This is a genomic window from Varibaculum massiliense, assembly GCF_900106855.1.
GTDB lineage: Bacteria > Actinomycetota > Actinomycetes > Actinomycetales > Actinomycetaceae > Varibaculum > Varibaculum massiliense.
Genome location: NZ_FNWI01000004.1, coordinates 1,618,431 through 1,638,885, shown reverse-complemented (window position 1 = coordinate 1,638,885; position 20,455 = coordinate 1,618,431). Strand labels below are relative to the sequence as shown.

Genomic DNA, 20,455 nt, shown 5'->3' with positions numbered 1-20,455 from the left:
CGGAAAGAGGCATTCAAACATGGAATGGGCAACGCAGCGCTTCCAGCAGCTAGATTCGAAGAAAGCAAAACGGATTATTGACGCCGCAGTCAGTGTATTTGCAGAAAAAGGCTACGATGCGGCCAACACTAACGAAATCGCCAAAGCTGCCGGGATAGCAGTGGGCTCCCTATTTCAATACTTCAAAACCAAGGAAAACCTGTTCCGGTATGTGATTCAGCAGGGAGCCGGAATCATCGAGACCGATATCGGCGCAATACTAAAAGCTGAAATCAGCGGGCGGGAAAAACTCCATAGACTGATGCTGCTCACCGTGCGAGCCTGCCAAAAATACCCCGAATACCAGCAGTTATACCATGAAATTACCGCTACTGGGAATCGAGATTTTATCGTTGATATTGCTCGGGAACTGGAAAGTTACGCCGCCGCAGGACTGATTAAGCTGATAAAACAGGGGCGAGAACGCGGCGACATCCGCACGGATTTACCCGCGGAAATCCTCGCCTTCACCGTAGATAACGCCATGGTAATGATGCAATATTCCCTGTCTACTCCCTATTTCAAAGGACGCGCCCAGCTTTACCAAGTGGCGGAACCAAACGAATTTGCAGAACAGATGACGGAAATTCTCTGGTCAGCCCTAGAAAAGAGGTCTTAATGTATTGCTTAACCTACGACGTGGGCACTACCGGGGTTAAAACCTGTTTATTTGAAGTCAGCGACCAGATACGCCCCGTGGCCAGCGCCAGTGAAGGATACGGACTGCAAGTAGTTCCCGGGGGCGGCATTGAACAAAACCCCGATGACTGGTGGGCAGCCATGGCTAGCGCTACCGCGCAAATAAAAGCCCAGGCCGAGGCAGAACTGGCGCAAATCAAGGGAATCAGTTTCTGTTCTCAAATGCAGTCCCTGGTACTGCTAGACGAAAACGCTCGCCCGGTACACCCTTCAATGTCCTATATGGATCAGCGCGGCGGCCCCCAGCTGCGAAAAATTGCTGGACAGGCACCCCGGATAGCCGGGATTAACCTGGTGAAACTGCTGCGCAGCCTCTACCATACCGGCGCGGTGTCTGCCTCGGCGAAAGACCCGGTTTGGAAATACCACTGGATGAAAGAAAACCGGCCGGAAGAACTTGCTAAAGCTCACAAATGGCTAGACGTTAAAGATGCGATTATTGCCCGGATGACCGGCGAATTTACTATGAGTGAAGACAGCGCGTTTTCTACGCTGCTGTACGATATCCGTTCAAAAGAAAAACGTTTCAGCCCCGCCATGCTGAAGATGCTGCAGGTAGACCCGCAGCTGATGCCGGCCATCGTGGCTTCTACCGACATTGTGGGCTCTCTGCGTCCGGAGCAAGCCTGCGAACTCGGTCTGAAAGCGGGAGTGCCGGTCTTTTCGGGAGGAGGGGACGCTTCCCTGATCCCGGTAGGTGCCGGTGCCGCTAGGAAGGGCGACACCCACGTATACATGGGAACTTCCGGGTGGGTGGAAACCGTAACCGACAAGATCACGATTGACACTTCTGCCATGATTGCCACCGTAGTGGGAGCTATCAGCGGAAACTATAACTATTTCGCCGAGATGGAAACCGCCGGAAAATGCCTCGAGTGGGTACGCGACCACCTCGCTAAAGATGAAATCCATATTTATCTGGATCAAAGAGATGTGGCGGACGATCCCGAAAGCGAGTTCCATTCCCTCTACGAATACATGTCAACCGTCATCGACTCCGCACCCGCCGGAGCCGGTGGGGTGCTATTCGCGCCCTGGCTGCACGGTAACCGCTGCCCCTTCGAAGACCCCAATGCCCGGGGAGCCTTTATCGGGATTGGCTTAGAAACCGGAAAAACTGAGCTGCTGCGCGCAGTGGCAGAGGGAGTGTGTTACCACGTGCGCTGGTTCCTGGAAACTCAAGAAAAGAAAGTAAAAACTGCTCCCCGGCTGCGGTTTGTAGGCGGCGGGGCGCTCAGCCCGGTTACCTGCCAGATTCTGGCGGATATTACCGGCAAACCCGTGGACACAGTAGCCAATCCGCAAGATGTAGGAGCGGTAGGAGCCGCGCTAGTAATAGCCGCCGGACTAGGGGAAATCCCTTCATTGGCGGAGGCTTCTTCCCTGGTTCCGGTTACTGCCTCCTATCAGCCGAATCCCGAACATAAAGACCGCTATGACCAGATGTTCGCGGCTTTTAAAGATATTTATCCGGCAAATAAAAAGATTTTCGCGCAATTGGAGGCGATTCGATGAACTCGGAAGGAAATCTTCCCTCGGAAACCGGGGGCGAACCAGCAGTACCAGCAAAAGCGCCGCTGCCTGGCGAGGCTGCTAAAGGTAAAGATGCTGCCATTCAAGCCCTAAAGTTCACTTTGCTATCTATCTCCGCCGGGTTGGTGGAGGCGGCCAGCTTCTCCCTTTTAGAGTGGCTAACTCCCCTGCCCTACGCCTGGACCCACTTTATTTCCATTACTTTGTCGGTGATCTACAACTTCACCCTCAACCGGCGCTACACCTTTAAGTCCGCCAATAACGTACCGATCGCAATGGTCAAAGTCGCGGTTTTCTACGCCTTTTTTATCCCCATCACTATGTGGCTGGGGGCGCTGGCCGACAACGCGGGCATCAATGATTTCATTATCAAGGGCGTAACCATGATCCTGAACTTCATTGGCGAGTTCGCCTGGTGGAAGTGGGTAGTGTTCCGCGGCACCGAAAACACCAACGACCTAGCACGTAAGTAGCTGGACCATGCCAGGTCTGGGTACCGCTGACCGACAAAAAGCACTCGGGGGACCCCAGTGAGCCTTGCTACGCTCGGCTCAAGCCCCCTCGAGTATCTTTTTGCCAGTCAGCTCAGTAATACCTCAAGTAACTGCTAGTCAAGGCTTTACCCGGTGACGCGGGATACATCGCGCGCGCCGCCTTGGTCGGCACTGAGGGCGCAGGCAGCATAGAGTTTCAGGGCATCAGAAACTGTGCGTTTGCGGCTGCGCGGAGTGTACGGATGAGGACGCTGCTCCATCCGTTCGCGGCGGCGATTCAGTTCTGCCTCGGGAACCTCTAGGGTTAGGGATTCAGTATTGACGTCGATAGTGATTTCATCGCCGTCCTCGATTAGGGCAATTAGACCCCCGTCAGCGGCCTCGGGAGAAATATGCCCCACCGAGATCCCGGAAGTTCCCCTCGAAAAACGCCCATCGGTTATCAGGGCGCATTTTTTGCCTAGACCCCGCCCCTTGAGGAAGGAGGTCGGGTAGAGCATTTCTTGCATTCCCGGCCCGCCTGCCGGCCCTTCATAGCGAATCACTACTACGTGACCAGGCTTAACACTGTGGTCTAGGATTTTTTCGATGGCTTCTTCCTGGGATTCCATCACGATGGCTTTACCGCGGAAATGGTAAAGGTCGCTGTCGATGCCGGCGGCTTTAATAATGGCGCCTTTTTCTGCCAGATTCCCCCGTAAAACCGTCAGTCCCCCATTGGCGGAATAAGCGTGGACAGTATCGCGGATGCAACCGCTGACCGTATCGGTATCTAGCTCTTTCCACTGGTTAGCAGTGGAGAACGGCTCGGTGGTGCGCACTCCCCCGGGTGCTGCCCTAAATAATTCCTTAGCCTTATCAGTAGCAGTGCCGCCGCGCACATCCCAATCGGCAAGCCATTTTTCTAGTGAGGGCGCATGAATCGAGGTTACCTCGCGGTTTAATAGCCCGGCGCGGTCAAGTTCTCCCAGCAATGCCGGAATCCCTCCAGCACGATGCACGTCCTCCATGTGGTAATCATTGTGGTTAGGCGCCGCTTTGCACAGGCAAGGGACGCTGCGCCCCAGACGCGAAATATCTTCCAGGTCAAAGCGCACCCCGGCTTCGCGAGCGATTGCCAGCAGGTGTAACACCGTATTTGAGGAACCCCCCATCGCCATATCTAGGCTCATGGCGTTGAGGAATGCCTCCCGGGAAGCGATTTGCCGTGGTAAAACCGCGTCCTCTTCTTCCTGGTAATAGCGCTCACATAACTGTACGATTACCTTACCCGCCTGGGTAAATAGCTCCCGGCGTGCAACGTGCGTTGCCAGAGTGGAACCATTTCCGGGCAGTGCCAACCCCAGTGCCTCGGTCAGGCAGTTCATCGAGTTAGCGGTGAACATTCCCGAACAAGACCCACAGGTGGGGCAAACCGCTTTTTCGATCTCGGTCAGCTGTTGATCAGAAATCTCCTGGTCAGCGGTAGCATTCATTACGGTAATCAGATTGCCGTGTCCGCTTTGGGACGGTCCCACAATCATATCGGGGTCGATGCCGCGTCCGGCCTCCATGGGACCACCCGAGACAAACACAGTGGGAATATTCAGCCGCATAGCGGCAATCAACATTCCCGGAGTGATTTTGTCGCAGTTGGAGATACAGACCAGGGCGTCCGCGCAATGAGCATTCACCATATATTCCACACTGTCGGCGATGATTTCCCGGCTAGGCAAAGAGTAGAGCATCCCCTGGTGTCCCATAGCGATTCCATCATCAATAGCGATGGTGTTGAACTCTTTCGCCACCCCACCCGCAGCTTTAATAGCCTGCGCTACCAGCGGGGATACCTGGTTTAGATGTACGTGACCCGGCACAAACTGGGTGAAGGAGTTAGCGATAGCGATAATCGGTTTCCCAAAATCACTGTCACTCATGCCGGTGGCACGCCACAGTGAGCGCGCGCCTGCCATATTGCGACCGGCAGTGGAAGTTCTTGAACGAAGTGGATAAGCCATTTTTTCTCCCAAACTAATTGTCTGTGGTTGCGGGGTGCGGTTACGAGGACGAGGCGCGCGAGCTGGAATTCCTGCCCGCACCCTAAGTGCGAGCGCAGCAGATTTTTCCGCACGCGCCCTCGGCGCCGCTAGTCACAAAGCTGATACGTCCAACCGTAAGGATCGGGTGCTTCCCCATTTTGGATGTCTACCAGGCGCTGATGAATGCTGGCGGTTACCGGTCCGCAAGGTACTTCCACCTCGAAATCATCGGAACCCAGCCGCCCAATCGGGGTTACTACCGCCGCGGTCCCGCAGGCAAATACTTCACTCACTTCACCCGAGCGAATATCTGCTACCAGCGACTTAAGGGAAATATCACGTTCGAAAACCGGGGTGCCGCTATCGCGCAGCAGCCGGCAGATCGCCGAGCGAGTACCACCCTCCAGGATTACGCCAGTCAGGCGCGGAGTATGTACTGAGCCGTCTTTGCGCACCACAAACACGTTCATGCCACCCAGTTCTTCCAGATTGGTGTGGGTGGTATCCAAGAAGCAGACCTGCTCGTAACCTTTTTCGGCCGCCATATTTTGGGGCAGCAACGAGGCCGCATAGTTGCCGCCACATTTAGCTTCCCCGGTACCACCTGGACCAGCCCGATGGTAGTGGCGGTCAACCCAAATGGAGACCCCTTTGGCTTCCCCACCCGAGAAATAGGCGCCAGACGGAGAACCAATCACCACATATTTCGCTTCACTGGCGGAATGAACCCCCAGGTAAGGCTCAGTTGCGATTAGGAAGGGGCGAAGGTAGAGGGAAGTATTGGGGGCGGTTGGTACCCAACGTTTATCGGCACGCACCAGGTCAACTACCGAAGCCACGAAGTCCTCTTCCGGGATTTCCGGTAATGCTAGACGCCGCGCAGACGCGTTCAGGCGGGCAGCATTGTAACGAGGACGGAAAGCCCAGATAGAGCCATCTTTATGGCGGTAAGCTTTCAGCCCTTCAAAAACCTCTTGTCCGTAATGAAAAACTACGGCTCCTGGTGAGAGGCTCAAGTTTTCGAAGGCCTGCACGCGATGCCCGCTCCACCCTTCACCGGCTTTCCAGTCAGCAACCGCCATATGGTCACCGAACTTTCTGCCAAAAGACAGGGAATCCATAATCTCGCGGTATTCTTTGTCGCTGGCTGGATGCTGGTTGGGCTGCAAAGTAAAGCGCCCCGCCAATTCATCCGCGCTCGGTAGTGGAACTTGCGATGCCGCCTCTAACTGGGTTGGCACATGGGTTAAACCATTCTCGCTCATCATTGTGTTCTTTCCGGCTCCGGGGAGCCTATTTTTGTTCCTAAACTCTGCTTCTCGGTCACTCAGTGGCCGCGTCTTTAGTTTTCTTGTCGTCAGTTGCGAAGGCCGTTTCCCCTAGAGACGGGCAGCAATCGCATCTCCAATCTGGCTGGTACTGCGCTGCAAAGGCTGACCTTGCTCGGCGGCGAGGGCGCGCTCCTCCATATCGGCAGCGATTGCGGCGCGGATATTATCTGCTGCCTGCCCTACGCCCTCGTTTTCTAGCAGCATCGCTACCGAAGAAATCGTGGCGGTGGGATCCGCAATCCCTTTACCTGCGATATCGGGGGCAGAGCCATGTACCGGCTCAAACATAGAGGGGAAGGTGCGATCCGGGTTGATATTTCCCGAGGCCGCCAGGCCAATGCCCCCGGTAATCGCACCTGCCTCGTCGGTTAAGATATCGCCGAATAGGTTGTCGGTAACGATTACGTCAAACCGTCCCGGGTCTTGCACCAGGTAAATAGTGGCGGCATCTACATGCGCGTAATCCCAAGTCACCTCGGGGTATTCTTCCGCGACCCGCTCTACCGTTCGCCGCCACAGATGTCCGGCATGAACCAGCACATTGTGCTTATGCACTAGGGTTACGTGCTGACGTCGCTTAGCGGCCTGCGCAAACGCGAAACGCACTACCCGCTCGACTCCAAAAGCAGTATTGACAGAGACTTCGGTGGCGATTTCTTGATCAGTCCCCACCCGAATCGCCCCGCCGTTACCGCAGTACAAGCCCTCGGTACCTTCGCGTACTACTACAAAACCAATCTCGCCTGGATTAGCCAGTGGAGTGGGGACTCCTGGGTAGTAGCGAGCCGGACGCAGATTCACATAGTGATCCAGACTAAAACGTAGCTTGAGCAGCAAGCCGCGTTCTAGCACTCCGGAGGGAACCGCGGGATCTCCGACCGCCCCCAGCAAAATCACGTCGTGCTTTTTTATGCTGTCTAGTTCTGCCTCGGGCAGGATTTCTCCGGTCTCCCGGTAGCGAGCTGCCCCCAGGTTGAATTCAGTTTTATCAACTGCAATCCCGCTACCTGCCAAGGCAGCGTCCATGACCTTTAGCCCTTCGGCCACTACCTCTTTACCAATCCCGTCCCCGGGAATAACCGCGAGCTTAATGGTATTACCCATAGTCCTTACTAACCTTCCTCCGTGTTACCGCTTGCCGGTTCCCGAAAAGTGTTCGGGGGACCCCGGTGAGCCTTGCTTCGCTCGGCTCAAGCCCCCTCTCACATCTTTTCGGGAACCGACCACAACAGCAGCTATGGCTATCATGCGAAGTCCGCCCTTAGCGCTGCGCCTGCCCTTCCTGATAGTCATCATCACTTTGATTCCACGAGAACATGGCACGCAGTTCACGCCCTACTTTCTCGATGGGGTGGGCTTCTTCTGCTGCACGCATCTGTTTAAACTCCTGAGCTCCGTTGTCTTGATCATTGATGAAACGCTTGGCGAAGGAACCATCGCGAATATCGGACAAAATTCCGCGCATGGCTTCGCGAGTTTGTTCGGTAATTACCCGCGGACCGGACACGTAGTCGCCGTATTCGGCGGTGTCCGAGCATGACCAGCGCTGCTTGGTGATTCCGCCTTCGTTGATCAGATCCACGATCTGTTTCATCTCGTGGCAGACCTCGAAGTAGGCGATCTCCGGTTGATACCCCGCCTCGGTCAAGGTCTCAAAACCGGCTTGGATCAGGTGCGATACCCCGCCACAGAGCACTGCCTGTTCCCCGAAAAGATCGGTTTCGGTTTCCTCGGTAAAGGTAGTTTTAATTACGCCCGCGCGGGTCGCTCCCAGAGCCTTCGCATAGGCCTTGGTGACCTGCCAAGCGTTACCCGATTCATCCTGTTCCACCGCGATAACCGCCGGGGTACCGTAGCCAGCCTCATAGGAGGCACGCACCTTGTGACCGGGGCCTTTCGGAGCCACCATACATACGTCGTGACCGGCACCCGGCTGAATATAACCGAAACGGATATTGAAGCCATGAGCAAAGAAAATCGCCGCATCCGGTTTCAGATTCGGGGCAATTTTTTCGGCATAAACCATCCGCTGTACCTGATCGGGGGCCAGCACCATTACAATGTTACCCTCTGCGGTAGCCTGCTCAATCGATTTAACCTCTAGCCCCTGCTCTTTAGCTTTAGCTACCGAGGACGAGCCTTCCCGTAGCCCTACGACTACCTCCACCCCGCTATCGCGCAGGTTTAGAGCGTGAGCGTGACCTTGCGAGCCGTAACCGATAATGGCAACTTTCTTACCCGCAAGTGCGGCCATATCCGCGTCAGTGTCGTAAAAGATTTCAGCCATTGTTACTTCTCCTTTAGTTGATCTGTGATTGAACGCGGGCCACGGCCAATGGCGACCGCACCCGATTGCACGATTTCGTTGATACCGTAAGGCGCTAACGTCTCCATCAGTGCCTCCAGTTTGGATTGCACCCCGGCAGCTTGGATAACCAGGGATTCGCGGTGAACATCTACTACCGAAGCGCGGAACAGATCCACGATCTGTAGCACCTGGGAACGGTTTTGCGCATTCGCCTGCACTTTAAACAGCACAAACTTGCGGGTGACCGCGTCCTGCGGATGTAGCTCCACCACTTTCAACACGTTTACCAGTTTATTTAACTGTTTAGTTACCTGCTCAAAAGGTAAATCTTCTGCATCTACCTGCACGGTTATCCGAGAAATCGATGGTTCTTCGGTTTCTCCGACCGCTAGGGAATGAATGTTGAAAGCTCGCCGAGTGAACAGGGCAGCTACCCGCGCAAGCACGCCGGGCTGGTTTTCTACCAAGATGGAAAGGGTGTGGCGATTATCCATCACGATCACTCCTCATTTTCCCAGACCGGACCCTGCCCGCCTGCATAGATAACATTGCTATTTGATTCCCCGGCTGGCACCATCGGCCAGACTTGGGAATCGGTAGAGACTCGAAAATCAATCACCACCGGGCGATCATTGGTTTCCATTGCCTGAGAAATTACCTGGTCGACCTGATCTTTAGTGCGAGCCCGCAACCCTAACGCTCCATAGGCTTCCGCCAGTTTCACGAAGTCGGGAATATCTTTGCCCCCTTCACCGTCTTGCAGGAGAGTGCCCGAAAAACGCGAGTTAAAGAACAGTTCTTGCCACTGATGCACCATCCCCAGTACCGAGTTGTTAATAATCGCCACTTTGATGGGTAGATTCTCTAAGGTGGCGACCGCGAGCTCTTGATTGGTCATCTGAAAACAACCATCCCCGTCAATCGCCCAGACTTGTGCCCCGGGGTTTGCAACTTGCGCCCCGATTGCCTCGGGAATTGCTACCCCCATGGTGCCTAGGCCAGCGGAAGTGAGGAAGCCGCGTGGGTTTTCGTGCGGCAAGAATTGCTGCGACCACATTTGATGCTGTCCCACGCCAGTGCAATAAATGGCGTCCTTACCCACCATTTCCCCGATCCGTTTGACCACATATTGGGCGGGGAGGAGACCGTCATCTGGTTCATCATAGGCAAGCGGGTAACGCTCGCAGATGTAATCCAAATGGTGTTTCCAACCGGAAATGTCCCGCGGGTTACGCTGCATTTCCTCTTTAACTTTCGGCAGTAGTCCCTGTAGGGTCTGCCGCAGATCTCCCACGATCGGTATGTCCGCTACCCGGTTTTTCGAGATTTCGGCGGGGTCAATATCAGCGTGAATTACTTTGGCATCGGGAGCAAAAGCATCTAAACGGCCAGTTACCCGGTCATCGAAACGCGTCCCTAGCGCCACCATCACGTCTGCGCGCTGCAAGGCGGTTACCGCCGGCACCGAACCGTGCATTCCCGGCATTCCCAGGCAGTGGGGATCCGAGGACGGGAACGCGCCTTGTGCGGTCAAGGTAAGCACCACCGGAAAATCGGTAATTTCTACCAGTTCCTTTAGTTCTGCCGTTGCCTCGGCAGCTAACGCTCCCCCGCCTACATAGAGGACGGGTCGTTCTGCCTGCGCCATCAACTTCGCAGCGGCTTTTATTTGCTTGGTATGCGGTTTGCGCGGCACCTTATATCCGGGCAAATCCACTGTTACCGGCCAAGAAAAATCAAGTTCGCCGACTTGGGCGTTTTTCGCGATATCTACCAGCACCGGTCCTTTGCGGCCAGTAGAGGCCAAATGGAAGGCTTTAGCCAAAGTAACAGGAATCTCTTCCGGCTCGGTTACCAAAAAATTATGTTTGGTAATCGGCATCGATACTCCCACCACGTCAGATTCCTGGAAAGCGTCAGTACCAATCGCGCTGGCAGCCACCTGCCCCGAGATCGCCACCAACGGCACCGAATCCATATGGGCATCCGCCAAAGCGGTCATCAAATTGGTTGCCCCTGGCCCCGAAGTCACGATTGCTACTCCGGTTTTCCCGCTCGACAGTGCGTAACCTTCCGCCGCATGTCCCGCGGCTTGTTCGTGACGCACGATGATCTGGTTAATCTGCGAGTCATAGAGCGCGTCGAAAACCGGCATGATTGCCCCGCCGGGTAAACCAAACACATCGGTCACCCCCAGGTGCTCCAGGGTAGCGACCACGGCCTTAGCTCCGCTCATCCTTTTAGGAGGAGGAGCTTCGCCTGGTGATTGCTCCTTGTTACTCATCGTTATCCCCGTTCTGGTAGATGTTTCCTCGATTTTTATAAATAAAAAAGCCCTAGGTGCTGTTACCTAGGGCTTGCTACGTCTGGAAACGATTTTAGACGCGTCTAGCCCTCCCTGGTACCAGCAGTACTAGGGCGACTAGGCTAATAATTCGTTTCGTCATAACAAGCTACACGCTACAAGGCAGCGCCATTGCGGGCAGACCTATCTCAAATATTGATATTTTGCTCTAGTTTGGTTTCAGTTAGGGAAACCGAGTCGGAGCTCAAAGGTGACTAACTCCTTGCCATTTTTACCGTTAAATGGACTTTGGTCTGACATGGGCAAGAAGTGGTATGACATCATGGAATTAGTCTGAAGGCTTATTAAGGAGGCACCGTGCAGACAGTCTTCCAATATCTGGCAGAACAACCTGTACTCGTACTTTTCGGATTAATCGGTATCGGCATGTACCTGGGGCATTTCCGCATTAAGGGAATCGGTCTGGGAGCAGCCGCCGTACTCTTCCTCGCGATTGGCATCTCCGCCTGGGGTACTTCCACAGGCGTTGATATGGTTTCGAATTTCCCCCATGCTTTCGGAAAACTGGGGCTCGCCCTCTTCGCCTTCGCCATCGGAATAAACTCCGGAAACTCCTTTTTTGCCTCCCTAAAGAAATCCCTAGGGATTATGGCAGCAACCTTCGCAGTCCTAGCCGGAGGGGGCGTAGTTGCCTACCTACTAGGCAAGCTTGCCGGAATGGATGCCGCCACTATCGGTGGCACCTACGCTGGCGCCATTACTAACACCCCTGCTCTAGCTGCAGCGGGTGCGGCCGCGGGTAATGAACAGGCGGCAACTGTCGCCTATTCGATTTCCTACCTTTTTGGGGTTTTCGGGATGCTAATCGTAGCCACCCTGGCACTCAACTACGGTAAAAACGATAAAGATCGCCCGGTAGCGCTGGTTTCCCGCACGGTACGGGTGGAACGCGACGACCTTCCCTCGGTGCGCGATATTCGCGCCCACGTAGACGGCAACGTCCGTTTTTCCCGGCTTCGCAAGACCGAGGACGGACCGATCGTGCGTCCCACTGCCGACACTAAGCTGGGTAAAGGTTTCCTGGTCACCGTGGTTGGCCCCCAAAACCTAGTGCTAGAAGTAGTTTCCGAACTGGGACACGGCTCCTCCATTTCCCTTTCCGCTGATCGCACTGATTGGGACTACCGCCGGATCACTATTTCTGACCCCAAACTTTCTGGTCGCACCCTGGGGGAACTTGGACTAGAGGAACGTTACCAGGCTACGGTTTCTCGGGTACGCCGCGGCGATACCGATATGCTAGGACGTCCCGACCTGGTGTTACAGCTGGGTGACCGGGTGCGGGTAGTGGCCCCCACCAAGAGCTTGAAGGAACTTTCGAAGTATTTTGGGGATTCCTCTACCGGACTGACCTCAATTAACCCCGTGGCTTTAGGGGTGGGCATGGTGCTCGGCCTGTTGATTGGCGAGTTCCCCATCCTCACCCCTACCGGGGAATACTTCACGATTGGTTCAGCTGCCGGCACCCTGCTAGTAGGACTAATCTTCGGAAAAGTTGGTCGCATCGGCCCCTTCCCCACGACTCTGCCCTACACCGCTTGCCAGGTACTTTCAGAGTTGGGGCTGCTCATCTTCTTGGCACAGGCGGGATACAACGCTGGTAGCCAGATCGAAAAAGCGTTTACTTCCGGGGCATGGCTCGGGATTTTACTGGTGGGAATGGCAGTAACTCTCTCCGTTGGTTTGGGACTGTATTTTGTGATGAGATATGGATTCAAGATGGGTGGAACCCGCCTGTCTGGGTTGCTGGCAGGGGCGCAAACCCAGCCGGCCGTCCTCGCCTATGCCAATAACCGCACTAACTTCGATCCCCGCGTGGCCTTGGGATATTCCCTGGTCTACCCGTTAGCGATGGTCGGAAAGATTCTAATCGCCCAAGTAATTGGTGGTCTATAAGCCTCCCGATACTTTAGTTTTACAATGCGCCAGTCCGCCGGACTGGCGCATTGTAATAATTATCGCCCCTAGTTTGTTTCCTTCGTCCTGGATGCCGGTGGACGCAAGGGAGATAATTATTTTATGACGCAAGAACCCACCCAAAATAACATCGAGGCTGCTAGACACGATTCGCCCTCAGAAGATGCTTTAGGCGACTCCAAAGGGGACGTCCTTAACCCGCACGGCAGCGAACATGAAGAACTGCGCGTGCTACGCGACCGCCTAGCGGCGCAATCTGGGGTGGTAACTCGCCTGGGACGCACCCTGCTGGCGGCAGGAGCCAGCGCTTACCTGGTGAAATTTTCCATGGCGAGGTTAGCCAATGCCATCGGGATTGAAGCCCAACACTCGCAAGTTACTTTTTCCGAAATAGTTACCTCGGTTTATGCGCACGGAACTTTCCGAACTGAATCTCATGAGCAACGCGCTTTCGGCACTAATGCTGCACGCCTAGATGACCTACGGCTTTTTGTACGCTCTCTAAAGCCCGGTTTACTGGTCGAAGACGCCGAACGCAGCCTCGATGAAATTATTTCCCGTAAACCACCCTATCCGGCAGTAATCAACTGCCTGTCCTCCGGAGTAGCCTGTGCAGGATTCTGCTTTTTAAACCGGGGCGGGTTGGTCGAATGCAGCGTAGTAGGAATCGCGGCGCTGTGCGGACAGATTCTGCGTCGCTCGCTGTTAAAGCGCAAAGCCAACCATTTTGGGGTATGGATGCTTTGTGGCTTACTAGCTTCCCTACTCTATATGGGAATAACCCAAGCCCTGTTGTTCACGGGATTACTCACGGTCGGTCACCCCCAGGGAATCATTTCAGCAGTATTGTTCTTAGTACCAGGATTCCCGCTGGTAACGGCAATATTAGACCTGGTAAGAATGGATTTCTTAGCGGGAATGTCCCGCATGACCTACGTGTTAATGCTGGTTATATCGGCAGGAATCTCGGTGTGGATAATCGCCACTTTATTTCAGTGGCATATTGACCCGCCCACTGCTTTCCCAGTCAGCGGAATAGCTCTCTACCTGCTGCAATTTACGTGTTCACTGGTCGCTTCCTTCGGTTTCGCAGTACTGTTTTCCATTCGCCCGCAAGTGGCGCTGTGCGCTGCCTTAGTTGCCGGTTGCGCCAATGTAGGGCGCCTGTTTCTGGTAGCCCAAGGCATGTTACCGCAAGCGGCAGTGGGACTGGCCGCAGTTACTATCGGGATAGTGGCACATTTTATTTCCCGGATCAGCGGTTTCCGTTTCTCGCGCACTTCACTGACAGTGCCTGCAGTGGTCATCATGATCCCGGGAGTTCCCCTCTATGCGGCGATTACCCACCTTTCGAACGGTGACATTCCCCAAGCCACTGCCGCTTTAGTACAAGTCTTCTTTGTGATTCTCTCTATCGGAGTAGGTTTGGCAATTTCTCGGATGCTCACTGATCCCGGCTGGCGGATTGACCGCGACACCGCCCAGCCTCGAATGCTAGAAAAAACCGGCTGGAACGATGACAGCCACGACTTCCAAATGCGATAACAAACAGGGGAGCCGCTGACTTTCGTCAGCGGCTCCCCTCCTCAGTTTTTCAGGTATTAACCCCTTTTTTGGTTTTAGCTTTCCCGGGGAGTTGCCGTGGCATCCAGGCGAATCACTCCGTAGGTCCAGCCGCGACGGTGATACACCGCGCAAGGTTGCATGGTTTCAGAATCGATAAACACGAAGAACGGATGCCCCACCAGTTCCATCTGATAAAGCGCCTCGCTAACGGTCATCACCGATGCCTCGTGCAATTTTTGCCGCACAATTACTGGGGAGTCACCCAGCTGGCTTTCATCAGCTACCCCAATTTGTCGTTCCCGGGGAATATCGGGAGAATAATCGTCATCTTCGGGAGTAACTGCCTTGGCAGCGTCCCTCAAATTAAGTTCCTCGATTTTTAAGGGCTCCTCGTGGCGGTGTGCATCACGGTGCCGGCGGTGATCCTTGGCTCGATCCCGGGCGCGCCGCAGTCTCTCATAAAGCTTGCCACAAGCAATATCTACCGAGGCGTAACGGTCAGAGGAACTGGCCTCCGCGCGAATAATCGGTCCCTTACCGAAAACTGTCAGTTCCACTTTCTCGGAGGTGTCTGCTTGCCGCTGATTGGGTTCGTGAGTCAGCTCCACATTTACCCGCTGAACACGCGGATAAAACTGTTCAACCTTAGCGACTTTTTCCTCGGCATATTGGCGGAAATTGGGGTGGATTTCGGCGTTTCGTGCTTCAACGATAATTTCCATTAGTGTCCTCCAGGGCACGGTAGGGGGATCAAAGATCCCAGATTGATGCGTACCGGCTCATTCCGGTCGCGGTGATTGCAGCTACCACCCCCTCTCGCCCACCTTTGGGCTTTTCAAGTAACAAAATTTTACCCCAAAAAGTCCCACCATTACCCCCTTTTGAGGTTGCGTTCGGCTACGCTAAGCGAGAACACCCCCTTTACCTCTGCCTGTGCCTCATTTATTACCCGAACTGCCTCCCGGATAGTGGCGCCAGTAGTGATAACATCATCGACTAACAGCACTTCCCCACTAAAGTCCAAGTCTGCCACTGCCCCTAGCTGCATACTGCCGGCGCGGCCTCGTAACCGTTCCTGGAAACTACGTCCCGCCTGTTTCTTAGCTCCCGGTTCTAGCTGCAACAAGCCCGAAAGGCGCGCCTTTACCCCCTGAGAATTCAATCCCGCCGTAATCCCGGCAGCTAGCCTACCGGCGGTGGAAGATATCGGAGTTTTGCCCAACCGAAAGGGAGAGGGCGCGGGACAAACCAGTAACGGACGAGAAGAATAAACAGCGAGACCTCTGCCAGAGACCGCACCGATAAAGAAGGGAAGTTGCTGATAATAGGAGGATCGTGAATGTTTCATCGCCAACACTACTCCGCGCGCCCGCCCCTGGTACAGACTCAGTGTCCACACCTGCTTCACTCCCACCGAAATAGCGGAATTAACGCTGGTGGGAGGATGTAAAAATATACCGCGACAGCGGTCGCAGAGCATCGTGTCGAGCTGCCCGCAACCGGGGCAGGTTTCCGGAAATAACAGACGAGAAAAGTCGCGGAACGATTTAGCAGCTGAGGCGCTAACCCAATCCCAGAAGCCGGAGGAACTGGAAGATAAAGCGTGGGCACCCATAGCTCAATGTTTCCCGAGAAAAACCCCACCTCGACCTCAAAAATAATTGCAGCGGGAAAACCTTCGTGAGGCACCCTGGGGAAAACCTGCCACCAGGGAGTTCTGCAGGGCAATAAATATCTAACTATCAGGAAGAATAAGCTGGATAGAAAATATCAGATCCCACGACCCGCCAAGACTGTTCGATATGTCCCAAACGCGAACCGCGATCACTAACTACTTCTACATTGCCATCGGGAGGATTTGGCACCAGGTATTGGGCGTTTACGGGGGCTTCAAAAGATTCATCAGGGGAATTAATCCCCAAAAGCTGCACCTTTGGGGAGGCACCACCTTGTAAGACCGCCACCTGCCCCGAATTTATCCACGCTGCCGAAATAACATCCCGCATAGCCTCGGTCTTGTCTTGAGCCGGAATAATCTGCAGAGGAGTCCCATCTTCCCCGCGCACTATCGTCACCAATTGTGCTTGGAAACTGTAACCTACCTGCCACACCACCAGGCCACGCACGCCGGGGGAACTCAAAGCAAAAAATGGGATTTTCCATTTGGAATCAGTGGGTAGTTTCACGTCCACAGCCGTGCCTCGGGCATTAACTGCTATCAAAGAACCTTCTTGAGTTGAGTCGCCGGTAAAAGCCCATCCCCAGGCATCTATCTGTGGGGCACGCAAATTCTTTCCACGGTAAAGCAGCACCGGCGCTTTCCCTCGCTGCAGACGCACCAGTTCATTTCCGCCTCGAATTGCTACGTGAAAATCGGTAGCAGGACTGCTGGGGGTCGGCCAGGTGATAACCTCATCCGGATTTATTTGCGAGGTAAATAATCCGCTGCGAGAAGATGATTCCTCAACTACCTGGCCATTTTTTACCCCCAACATAATGGGTTTCGGGGAAGCCGCCGGCTGCTCACTGGAAACTTCCAAGGCAGAACCATCTTGCGAAAGAGCCACCTCGTCAATACCGGAAACATCCAATAGGGTTGCTCTAAGCTGTTGATAAAGTTGATCTACTTCCTGCTGAGAACGTAAATGGATAGTGTCCGGCAGCTCAACTGTCGCCTTTTTACTTTGCAAAACCACTAGGTTAGAAGGAATTTTCTTCATCGTCACCGGAGCGCTAACCGCCGGGGCAAGATCATCACTTGGTCCGGTAAACAGAGATTGTAGAAGATGCTGAGCACCATTTTTTCGGGGAACCCACCGGGGATCAGGAACCAAGAAGCGATGATCACTAGACCAGTAGTAAACATTGCGTTTTGCAAAAGCATTTTTAAAAGCCGAGCTGGTAAGCACTACCCCATCGGGAAGGGACTTAATCCGCCACTGCCCGTTTTCCTTGGCTAAGGAATATCTAATGCTTTCTTCTGTGCGGAATTTTTCACTGATTCCCGCCTGGTTAAGGCGTAAACTGGGCTGGCCAGTACCGGTAGCCCCATTTGTTTCCGAGTCAAAATCTATCTTCAATTCCGTCTTGGGGTTGAGCACGGTGACTTGTTCTTGTGGCTTCCAGCGCCGCCGCTGTGAGGAAGTTAGAAATTGGCGGGCAATCCCATAGTCATCGTAAGTACCAGCAGCACATGCCTGCTGAAAATCCGCCAGTAATTTTTCGGGACTAGACCCATCCACCGGTCCGCTGGCTAGCTGAGATAAGGGGTTACGAGAATCAATGTTTACCTCCCCTTTATGAACCGGCCCGGAATCGGGTAGCGCCGCACAAGCCACCATCATAAAGGCGGAGACTAAACCCAGCGTTCCCAGCAAAACTTGCTTAAAAAGCCTCCTGTTTCCGGCTCTATAGAGAGAATCTATTGTTGCGGAGGACGCAGCTAGCTTAAGTTTCACCGCGGATATCTTTCCCATTTCCAGTTTTGCAAACTGGTCAGTTAACCAGTTCATGAGATTTCTCCCGCAGGGTCGTTATCTGATTCTTTAGTTCCGGAATCCTCTAGATTCTTGATTCGCTCCTGAATATCAATCACGCTGTCATTTTCGGGCATTCGTGGCAAGGGGTGTGCCGGAGTAGCTTCCAAAATCTCGGCTGGCAGCTCCGCGGGCATGCGCGGTAATCCCTCTTCCCTGCTTACCGGTTCGGTCCCTAGAGGAACTTCAGTGCGCACTTGATGCACCTGCAAAGACGATTCCTCCAGGTTCTCCGATAAGATAACGTCCTCAGGGTGATCGATTGCCCATACTTGGCGGGCAGCGACCAGATCCTGATTTTCTACCTGCGCCGGGATATCATCGATTTCCTGCCCCTGGTGGCGAGGCAGTAACAAGGTGAAAGCCGATCCCTGCTGAGGACAGGACAAAACCGTTAGCAACCCGGAATGCAGCGCTGCGTCCTCGGCAGATATCGCCAGCCCCAGACCGGTGCCCCCGGTGGTGCGTTTGCGGGAAGGATCCGCGCGGTAAAAGCGGTCGAAAACGTGTTGGGCGACTGCGTCCGTCATCCCGGGGCCGTGATCGCGCACCTGGAAAGCCACCGCCGTATCTGAACCTGCAATGCTAATCTGCACCGGTTTACTTTCCGCGAACTCAATCGCGTTCACCACCAAGTTCTGGGCAATCCGAGTGATACGAGTGGAATCTACTTCCGCTACCGTGTCACCGAAAGTTTCCAGTTCAATTTCCACCCCCATGCTTTCTGCCAGTGCCTTATTTGACTCCACCACCGCTGCTACCAGGGAGGCGATATCGACTTCCGATAGTGAAAGTTGCGCCACTGAAGCATCAATCCGGGAAATCTCGATGAGATCCGCCAACATTTTGTCGAAACGATCCACTTGGCGATGCAAAATTGTAGCGGATCGCGCATTGGTTTCTGAAAGCTGGTCACGTTCATCGTAGATTAAATCTGCCGCCATCCGGATAGTAGCTAGGGGGGTGCGCAGTTCGTGGGAAACATCGGATACAAAACGCTGCTGCAAAGTAGAAAGTTCTTCATAGTCGCTAATCTGTTCCCGCAGATAGGTCGCCATGTTATTTAGGGCTTGGGACAGTTGAGCTAACTCATCTGTGCCCCGTACCGGCAGATGAATTTGCAGGTTACCAGCGGAGACTTTACGTGCTGCCTTAGCAGCTCGCCGCGCTGGCGATAAAATTGAGTAGGAAACTGCCGCCATCAGCACTGTCAACACCCCGAGCAGCACCGCAGTTCCCAGGATTAACACCTGATTAACCAAATAAATGGTTTGCTGTTCGTAAGCTAATGAATAGACCAGATAGGTTTCATAATTACCTACTAGTGGCAGCACCACGCGGGTACCGACCACAATTCCGGGCACCTTTTCTCCCTGCGAATTCCTTAAGGAAACCGACTGCCAGTGAATACCTCCTTCCTGCTGGACTGCTTTCCGCAAACTCTTGGTAATCAGGCTTCGTTGTTCGGGATCGATAATCTCGTTAATCGCCAGGGGACGACTTTCATTCGGGTCTTTTAGTAGCATCGCCCCCACGCCACCGGCACCCGCCGAGGCATCGCGTTGATCCGAAATTAGGGTATAGGCCGCGTCTTGTACTCCGCTCACCGAATCGACTACTAGCGAATCTAAAGAAGTCTGCAAACTTTGCTTGCGCAAAGAGGCATCTTGTAAAACAATATTCAGGCGTTTTTGAAAAATCCCGTTTGAAACATGCGCGGTTACGGAGACAATCAAAATAACCATCATAATCGCGGTAGCCAGCGCCATTACCGCTGTTAGCCGGGCGGTAATAGAGGATAGAAAAAAGCGGATAACCGGCAACTGCGCGATTTTACTTCCCAGAACCTGCAAGCTCTGCCGCCACTGCTTTTGCCGGAGCAATCCCCAAAAACTACTCGGCGCTTCTATTTGCGCAGTTTGATGGGTTGGGGTTTGCGTATCCATCTACGCCTAGTTGCCTCCAGCACGGTAGCCAACTCCGCGCACGGTACGCACAATCTTGGGATGCTCAGGGTCTTCCTCGATTTTGGCTCGCAGCCGCTGCACGTGTACATTAACGAGGCGAGTATCGGTGTTGGCATGGCGGTAACCCCAAATTTCTTCCAACAGCTCTTCGCGACTAAAAGCTTTCCAAGGTGAACGTGCCAAGGTCAATAGCAGGTCGAACTCTAAAGGAGTTAAATCAACGCGCTCCCCACTGCGGAAAACCTCGTGGGCAGCCACATCAATACGTAAATCCCCTAGGTCTACGTCCTCGCCCTGCTCCTCGTTGGTGCGTCCCCGCAGCCGCGCCTTAATCCTGGCTATCAGTTCTTTAGGTTTAAAAGGCTTAGGGATATAGTCATCGGCTCCCGCTTCCAGGCCGGCTACCACATCGGCAGTATCTGATTTTGCGGTGAGCATGATGATGGGCAGGTCAGATACCCCGCGAATCTGCCGGCAGATTTCCACCCCGTCTTTGCCGGGCAACATTACATCCAGCAGCACCAGATCGGGTTGACTCTCCTGGAAAACATCAAATGCCTGGTCACCGTGGTGACAAAAAACAGATTTATACCCCTCGGTTGACATCACGATGCCCACCATTTCCGCGAGTGCCTCATCGTCATCCACTACCAAAATTTTCACGGTCATGAGTTCTATTGTG

General features: G+C 54.0%; 16 protein-coding genes. 5 read left to right on the top strand and 11 right to left on the bottom strand.

The features are described from left to right. The first annotated feature begins 19 nt into the window (after window positions 1-19). From BQ5456_RS07250 to BQ5456_RS07240, 3 genes are read left to right on the top strand one after another with little or no spacing between them, the layout of a single operon-like run. Window positions 20-658: a TetR/AcrR family transcriptional regulator gene (locus BQ5456_RS07250; RefSeq protein ID WP_071129394.1), complete on the top strand. Its 639-nt coding sequence runs from the start codon at window positions 20-22 to the stop codon at window positions 656-658. Further along, window positions 658-2,253 carry a xylulokinase gene (locus BQ5456_RS07245; protein WP_071129393.1) on the top strand — a complete coding sequence of 532 codons (1,596 nt, stop codon included), beginning with the start codon at window positions 658-660 and terminating at the stop codon, window positions 2,251-2,253. Before BQ5456_RS07250 ends, BQ5456_RS07245 begins: the two co-directional genes overlap by 1 nt. After that, on the top strand, window positions 2,250-2,744 hold the full coding sequence (locus BQ5456_RS07240; RefSeq protein WP_083378422.1) for a GtrA family protein: 495 nt from the start codon (window positions 2,250-2,252) through the stop codon (window positions 2,742-2,744). The genes BQ5456_RS07245 and BQ5456_RS07240 overlap by 4 nt, the downstream gene beginning before the upstream one ends. A gap of 146 nt (window positions 2,745-2,890) precedes the next feature. On the opposite strand, the gene ilvD is transcribed toward BQ5456_RS07240, so the two are convergent. The 6 genes from ilvD to BQ5456_RS07210 all read right to left on the bottom strand — a co-directional run bounded on the left by ilvD (window position 2,891) and on the right by BQ5456_RS07210 (window position 10,706). Further along, entirely contained in the window at window positions 2,891-4,762 is a 1,872-nt protein-coding gene (gene ilvD, locus BQ5456_RS07235; RefSeq protein WP_071129392.1) for a dihydroxy-acid dehydratase, read from the bottom strand. A gap of 128 nt (window positions 4,763-4,890) precedes the next feature. Continuing rightward, the gene (locus BQ5456_RS07230; RefSeq protein WP_071129391.1) at window positions 4,891-6,048 is read right to left on the bottom strand and encodes a branched-chain amino acid aminotransferase; all 1,158 of its coding nucleotides are present in this window, start codon (window positions 6,046-6,048) and stop codon (window positions 4,891-4,893) included. A gap of 114 nt (window positions 6,049-6,162) precedes the next feature. Next, window positions 6,163-7,218 carry a 3-isopropylmalate dehydrogenase gene (locus tag BQ5456_RS07225; protein ID WP_071129390.1) on the bottom strand — a complete coding sequence of 352 codons (1,056 nt, stop codon included), beginning with the start codon at window positions 7,216-7,218 and terminating at the stop codon, window positions 6,163-6,165. 157 nt (window positions 7,219-7,375) lie between these two features. After that, window positions 7,376-8,401 carry a ketol-acid reductoisomerase gene (gene ilvC / locus BQ5456_RS07220; RefSeq protein ID WP_071129389.1) on the bottom strand — a complete coding sequence of 342 codons (1,026 nt, stop codon included), beginning with the start codon at window positions 8,399-8,401 and terminating at the stop codon, window positions 7,376-7,378. Window positions 8,402-8,403: 2 nt separating this feature from the next. Further along, complete coding sequence (ilvN, locus tag BQ5456_RS07215) at window positions 8,404-8,916, bottom strand: acetolactate synthase small subunit (RefSeq protein WP_071129993.1); 513 nt, start codon at window positions 8,914-8,916, stop codon at window positions 8,404-8,406. 5 nt (window positions 8,917-8,921) lie between these two features. Beyond that, window positions 8,922-10,706 (bottom strand): acetolactate synthase large subunit, encoded by a 1,785-nt coding sequence (locus BQ5456_RS07210; RefSeq protein ID WP_071129388.1) that lies wholly within the window; start codon window positions 10,704-10,706, stop codon window positions 8,922-8,924. A gap of 378 nt (window positions 10,707-11,084) precedes the next feature. On the opposite strand from BQ5456_RS07210, the gene BQ5456_RS07205 reads away from it, so the two are divergent. Further along, window positions 11,085-12,683: an aspartate:alanine exchanger family transporter gene (locus tag BQ5456_RS07205; protein ID WP_071129387.1), complete on the top strand. Its 1,599-nt coding sequence runs from the start codon at window positions 11,085-11,087 to the stop codon at window positions 12,681-12,683. 123 nt (window positions 12,684-12,806) lie between these two features. Continuing rightward, window positions 12,807-14,249 (top strand): threonine/serine exporter family protein, encoded by a 1,443-nt coding sequence (locus BQ5456_RS07200; RefSeq protein WP_083378421.1) that lies wholly within the window; start codon window positions 12,807-12,809, stop codon window positions 14,247-14,249. Window positions 14,250-14,323: 74 nt separating this feature from the next. Here the strand turns inward: BQ5456_RS07200 and hpf are convergent, their stop codons facing one another. The 5 genes from hpf to mtrA all read right to left on the bottom strand — a co-directional run bounded on the left by hpf (window position 14,324) and on the right by mtrA (window position 20,442). After that, the gene (gene hpf, locus BQ5456_RS07195) at window positions 14,324-14,992 is read right to left on the bottom strand and encodes a ribosome hibernation-promoting factor, HPF/YfiA family (protein ID WP_071129386.1); all 669 of its coding nucleotides are present in this window, start codon (window positions 14,990-14,992) and stop codon (window positions 14,324-14,326) included. 149 nt (window positions 14,993-15,141) lie between these two features. Continuing rightward, window positions 15,142-15,885, bottom strand: a complete 744-nt coding sequence (locus BQ5456_RS07190) for a ComF family protein (protein WP_071129385.1) — start codon at window positions 15,883-15,885, stop codon at window positions 15,142-15,144. A 127-nt stretch (window positions 15,886-16,012) separates the two neighbouring features. Further along, window positions 16,013-17,782, bottom strand: a complete 1,770-nt coding sequence (locus BQ5456_RS07185; RefSeq protein WP_071129384.1) for an LpqB family beta-propeller domain-containing protein — start codon at window positions 17,780-17,782, stop codon at window positions 16,013-16,015. Further along, window positions 17,779-19,752, bottom strand: a complete 1,974-nt coding sequence (mtrB, locus tag BQ5456_RS07180) for an MtrAB system histidine kinase MtrB (protein ID WP_071129383.1) — start codon at window positions 19,750-19,752, stop codon at window positions 17,779-17,781. The genes BQ5456_RS07185 and mtrB overlap by 4 nt, the downstream gene beginning before the upstream one ends. 6 nt (window positions 19,753-19,758) lie before the next feature. Continuing rightward, entirely contained in the window at window positions 19,759-20,442 is a 684-nt protein-coding gene (mtrA, locus tag BQ5456_RS07175) for an MtrAB system response regulator MtrA (RefSeq protein ID WP_071129382.1), read from the bottom strand. Window positions 20,443-20,455: the final 13 nt, after the last annotated feature.

Coding starts and splice junctions, on each gene's coding strand:
- BQ5456_RS07240 (WP_083378422.1), top strand. CDS start 2,250: ATGAACTCGGAAGGAAATCTTCCCTCGGAAACCGGGGGCGAACCAGCA.
- ilvD (WP_071129392.1), bottom strand. CDS start 4,762: ATGGCTTATCCACTTCGTTCAAGAACTTCCACTGCCGGTCGCAATATG.
- hpf (WP_071129386.1), bottom strand. CDS start 14,992: ATGGAAATTATCGTTGAAGCACGAAACGCCGAAATCCACCCCAATTTC.
- ilvN (WP_071129993.1), bottom strand. CDS start 8,916: ATGGATAATCGCCACACCCTTTCCATCTTGGTAGAAAACCAGCCCGGC.
- mtrA (WP_071129382.1), bottom strand. CDS start 20,442: ATGACCGTGAAAATTTTGGTAGTGGATGACGATGAGGCACTCGCGGAA.
- ilvC (WP_071129389.1), bottom strand. CDS start 8,401: ATGGCTGAAATCTTTTACGACACTGACGCGGATATGGCCGCACTTGCG.
- BQ5456_RS07250 (WP_071129394.1), top strand. CDS start 20: ATGGAATGGGCAACGCAGCGCTTCCAGCAGCTAGATTCGAAGAAAGCA.
- mtrB (WP_071129383.1), bottom strand. CDS start 19,752: ATGGATACGCAAACCCCAACCCATCAAACTGCGCAAATAGAAGCGCCG.
- BQ5456_RS07200 (WP_083378421.1), top strand. CDS start 12,807: ATGACGCAAGAACCCACCCAAAATAACATCGAGGCTGCTAGACACGAT.
- BQ5456_RS07230 (WP_071129391.1), bottom strand. CDS start 6,048: ATGAGCGAGAATGGTTTAACCCATGTGCCAACCCAGTTAGAGGCGGCA.
- BQ5456_RS07185 (WP_071129384.1), bottom strand. CDS start 17,782: ATGAACTGGTTAACTGACCAGTTTGCAAAACTGGAAATGGGAAAGATA.
- BQ5456_RS07225 (WP_071129390.1), bottom strand. CDS start 7,218: ATGGGTAATACCATTAAGCTCGCGGTTATTCCCGGGGACGGGATTGGT.
- BQ5456_RS07190 (WP_071129385.1), bottom strand. CDS start 15,885: ATGGGTGCCCACGCTTTATCTTCCAGTTCCTCCGGCTTCTGGGATTGG.
- BQ5456_RS07210 (WP_071129388.1), bottom strand. CDS start 10,706: ATGAGTAACAAGGAGCAATCACCAGGCGAAGCTCCTCCTCCTAAAAGG.
- BQ5456_RS07245 (WP_071129393.1), top strand. CDS start 658: ATGTATTGCTTAACCTACGACGTGGGCACTACCGGGGTTAAAACCTGT.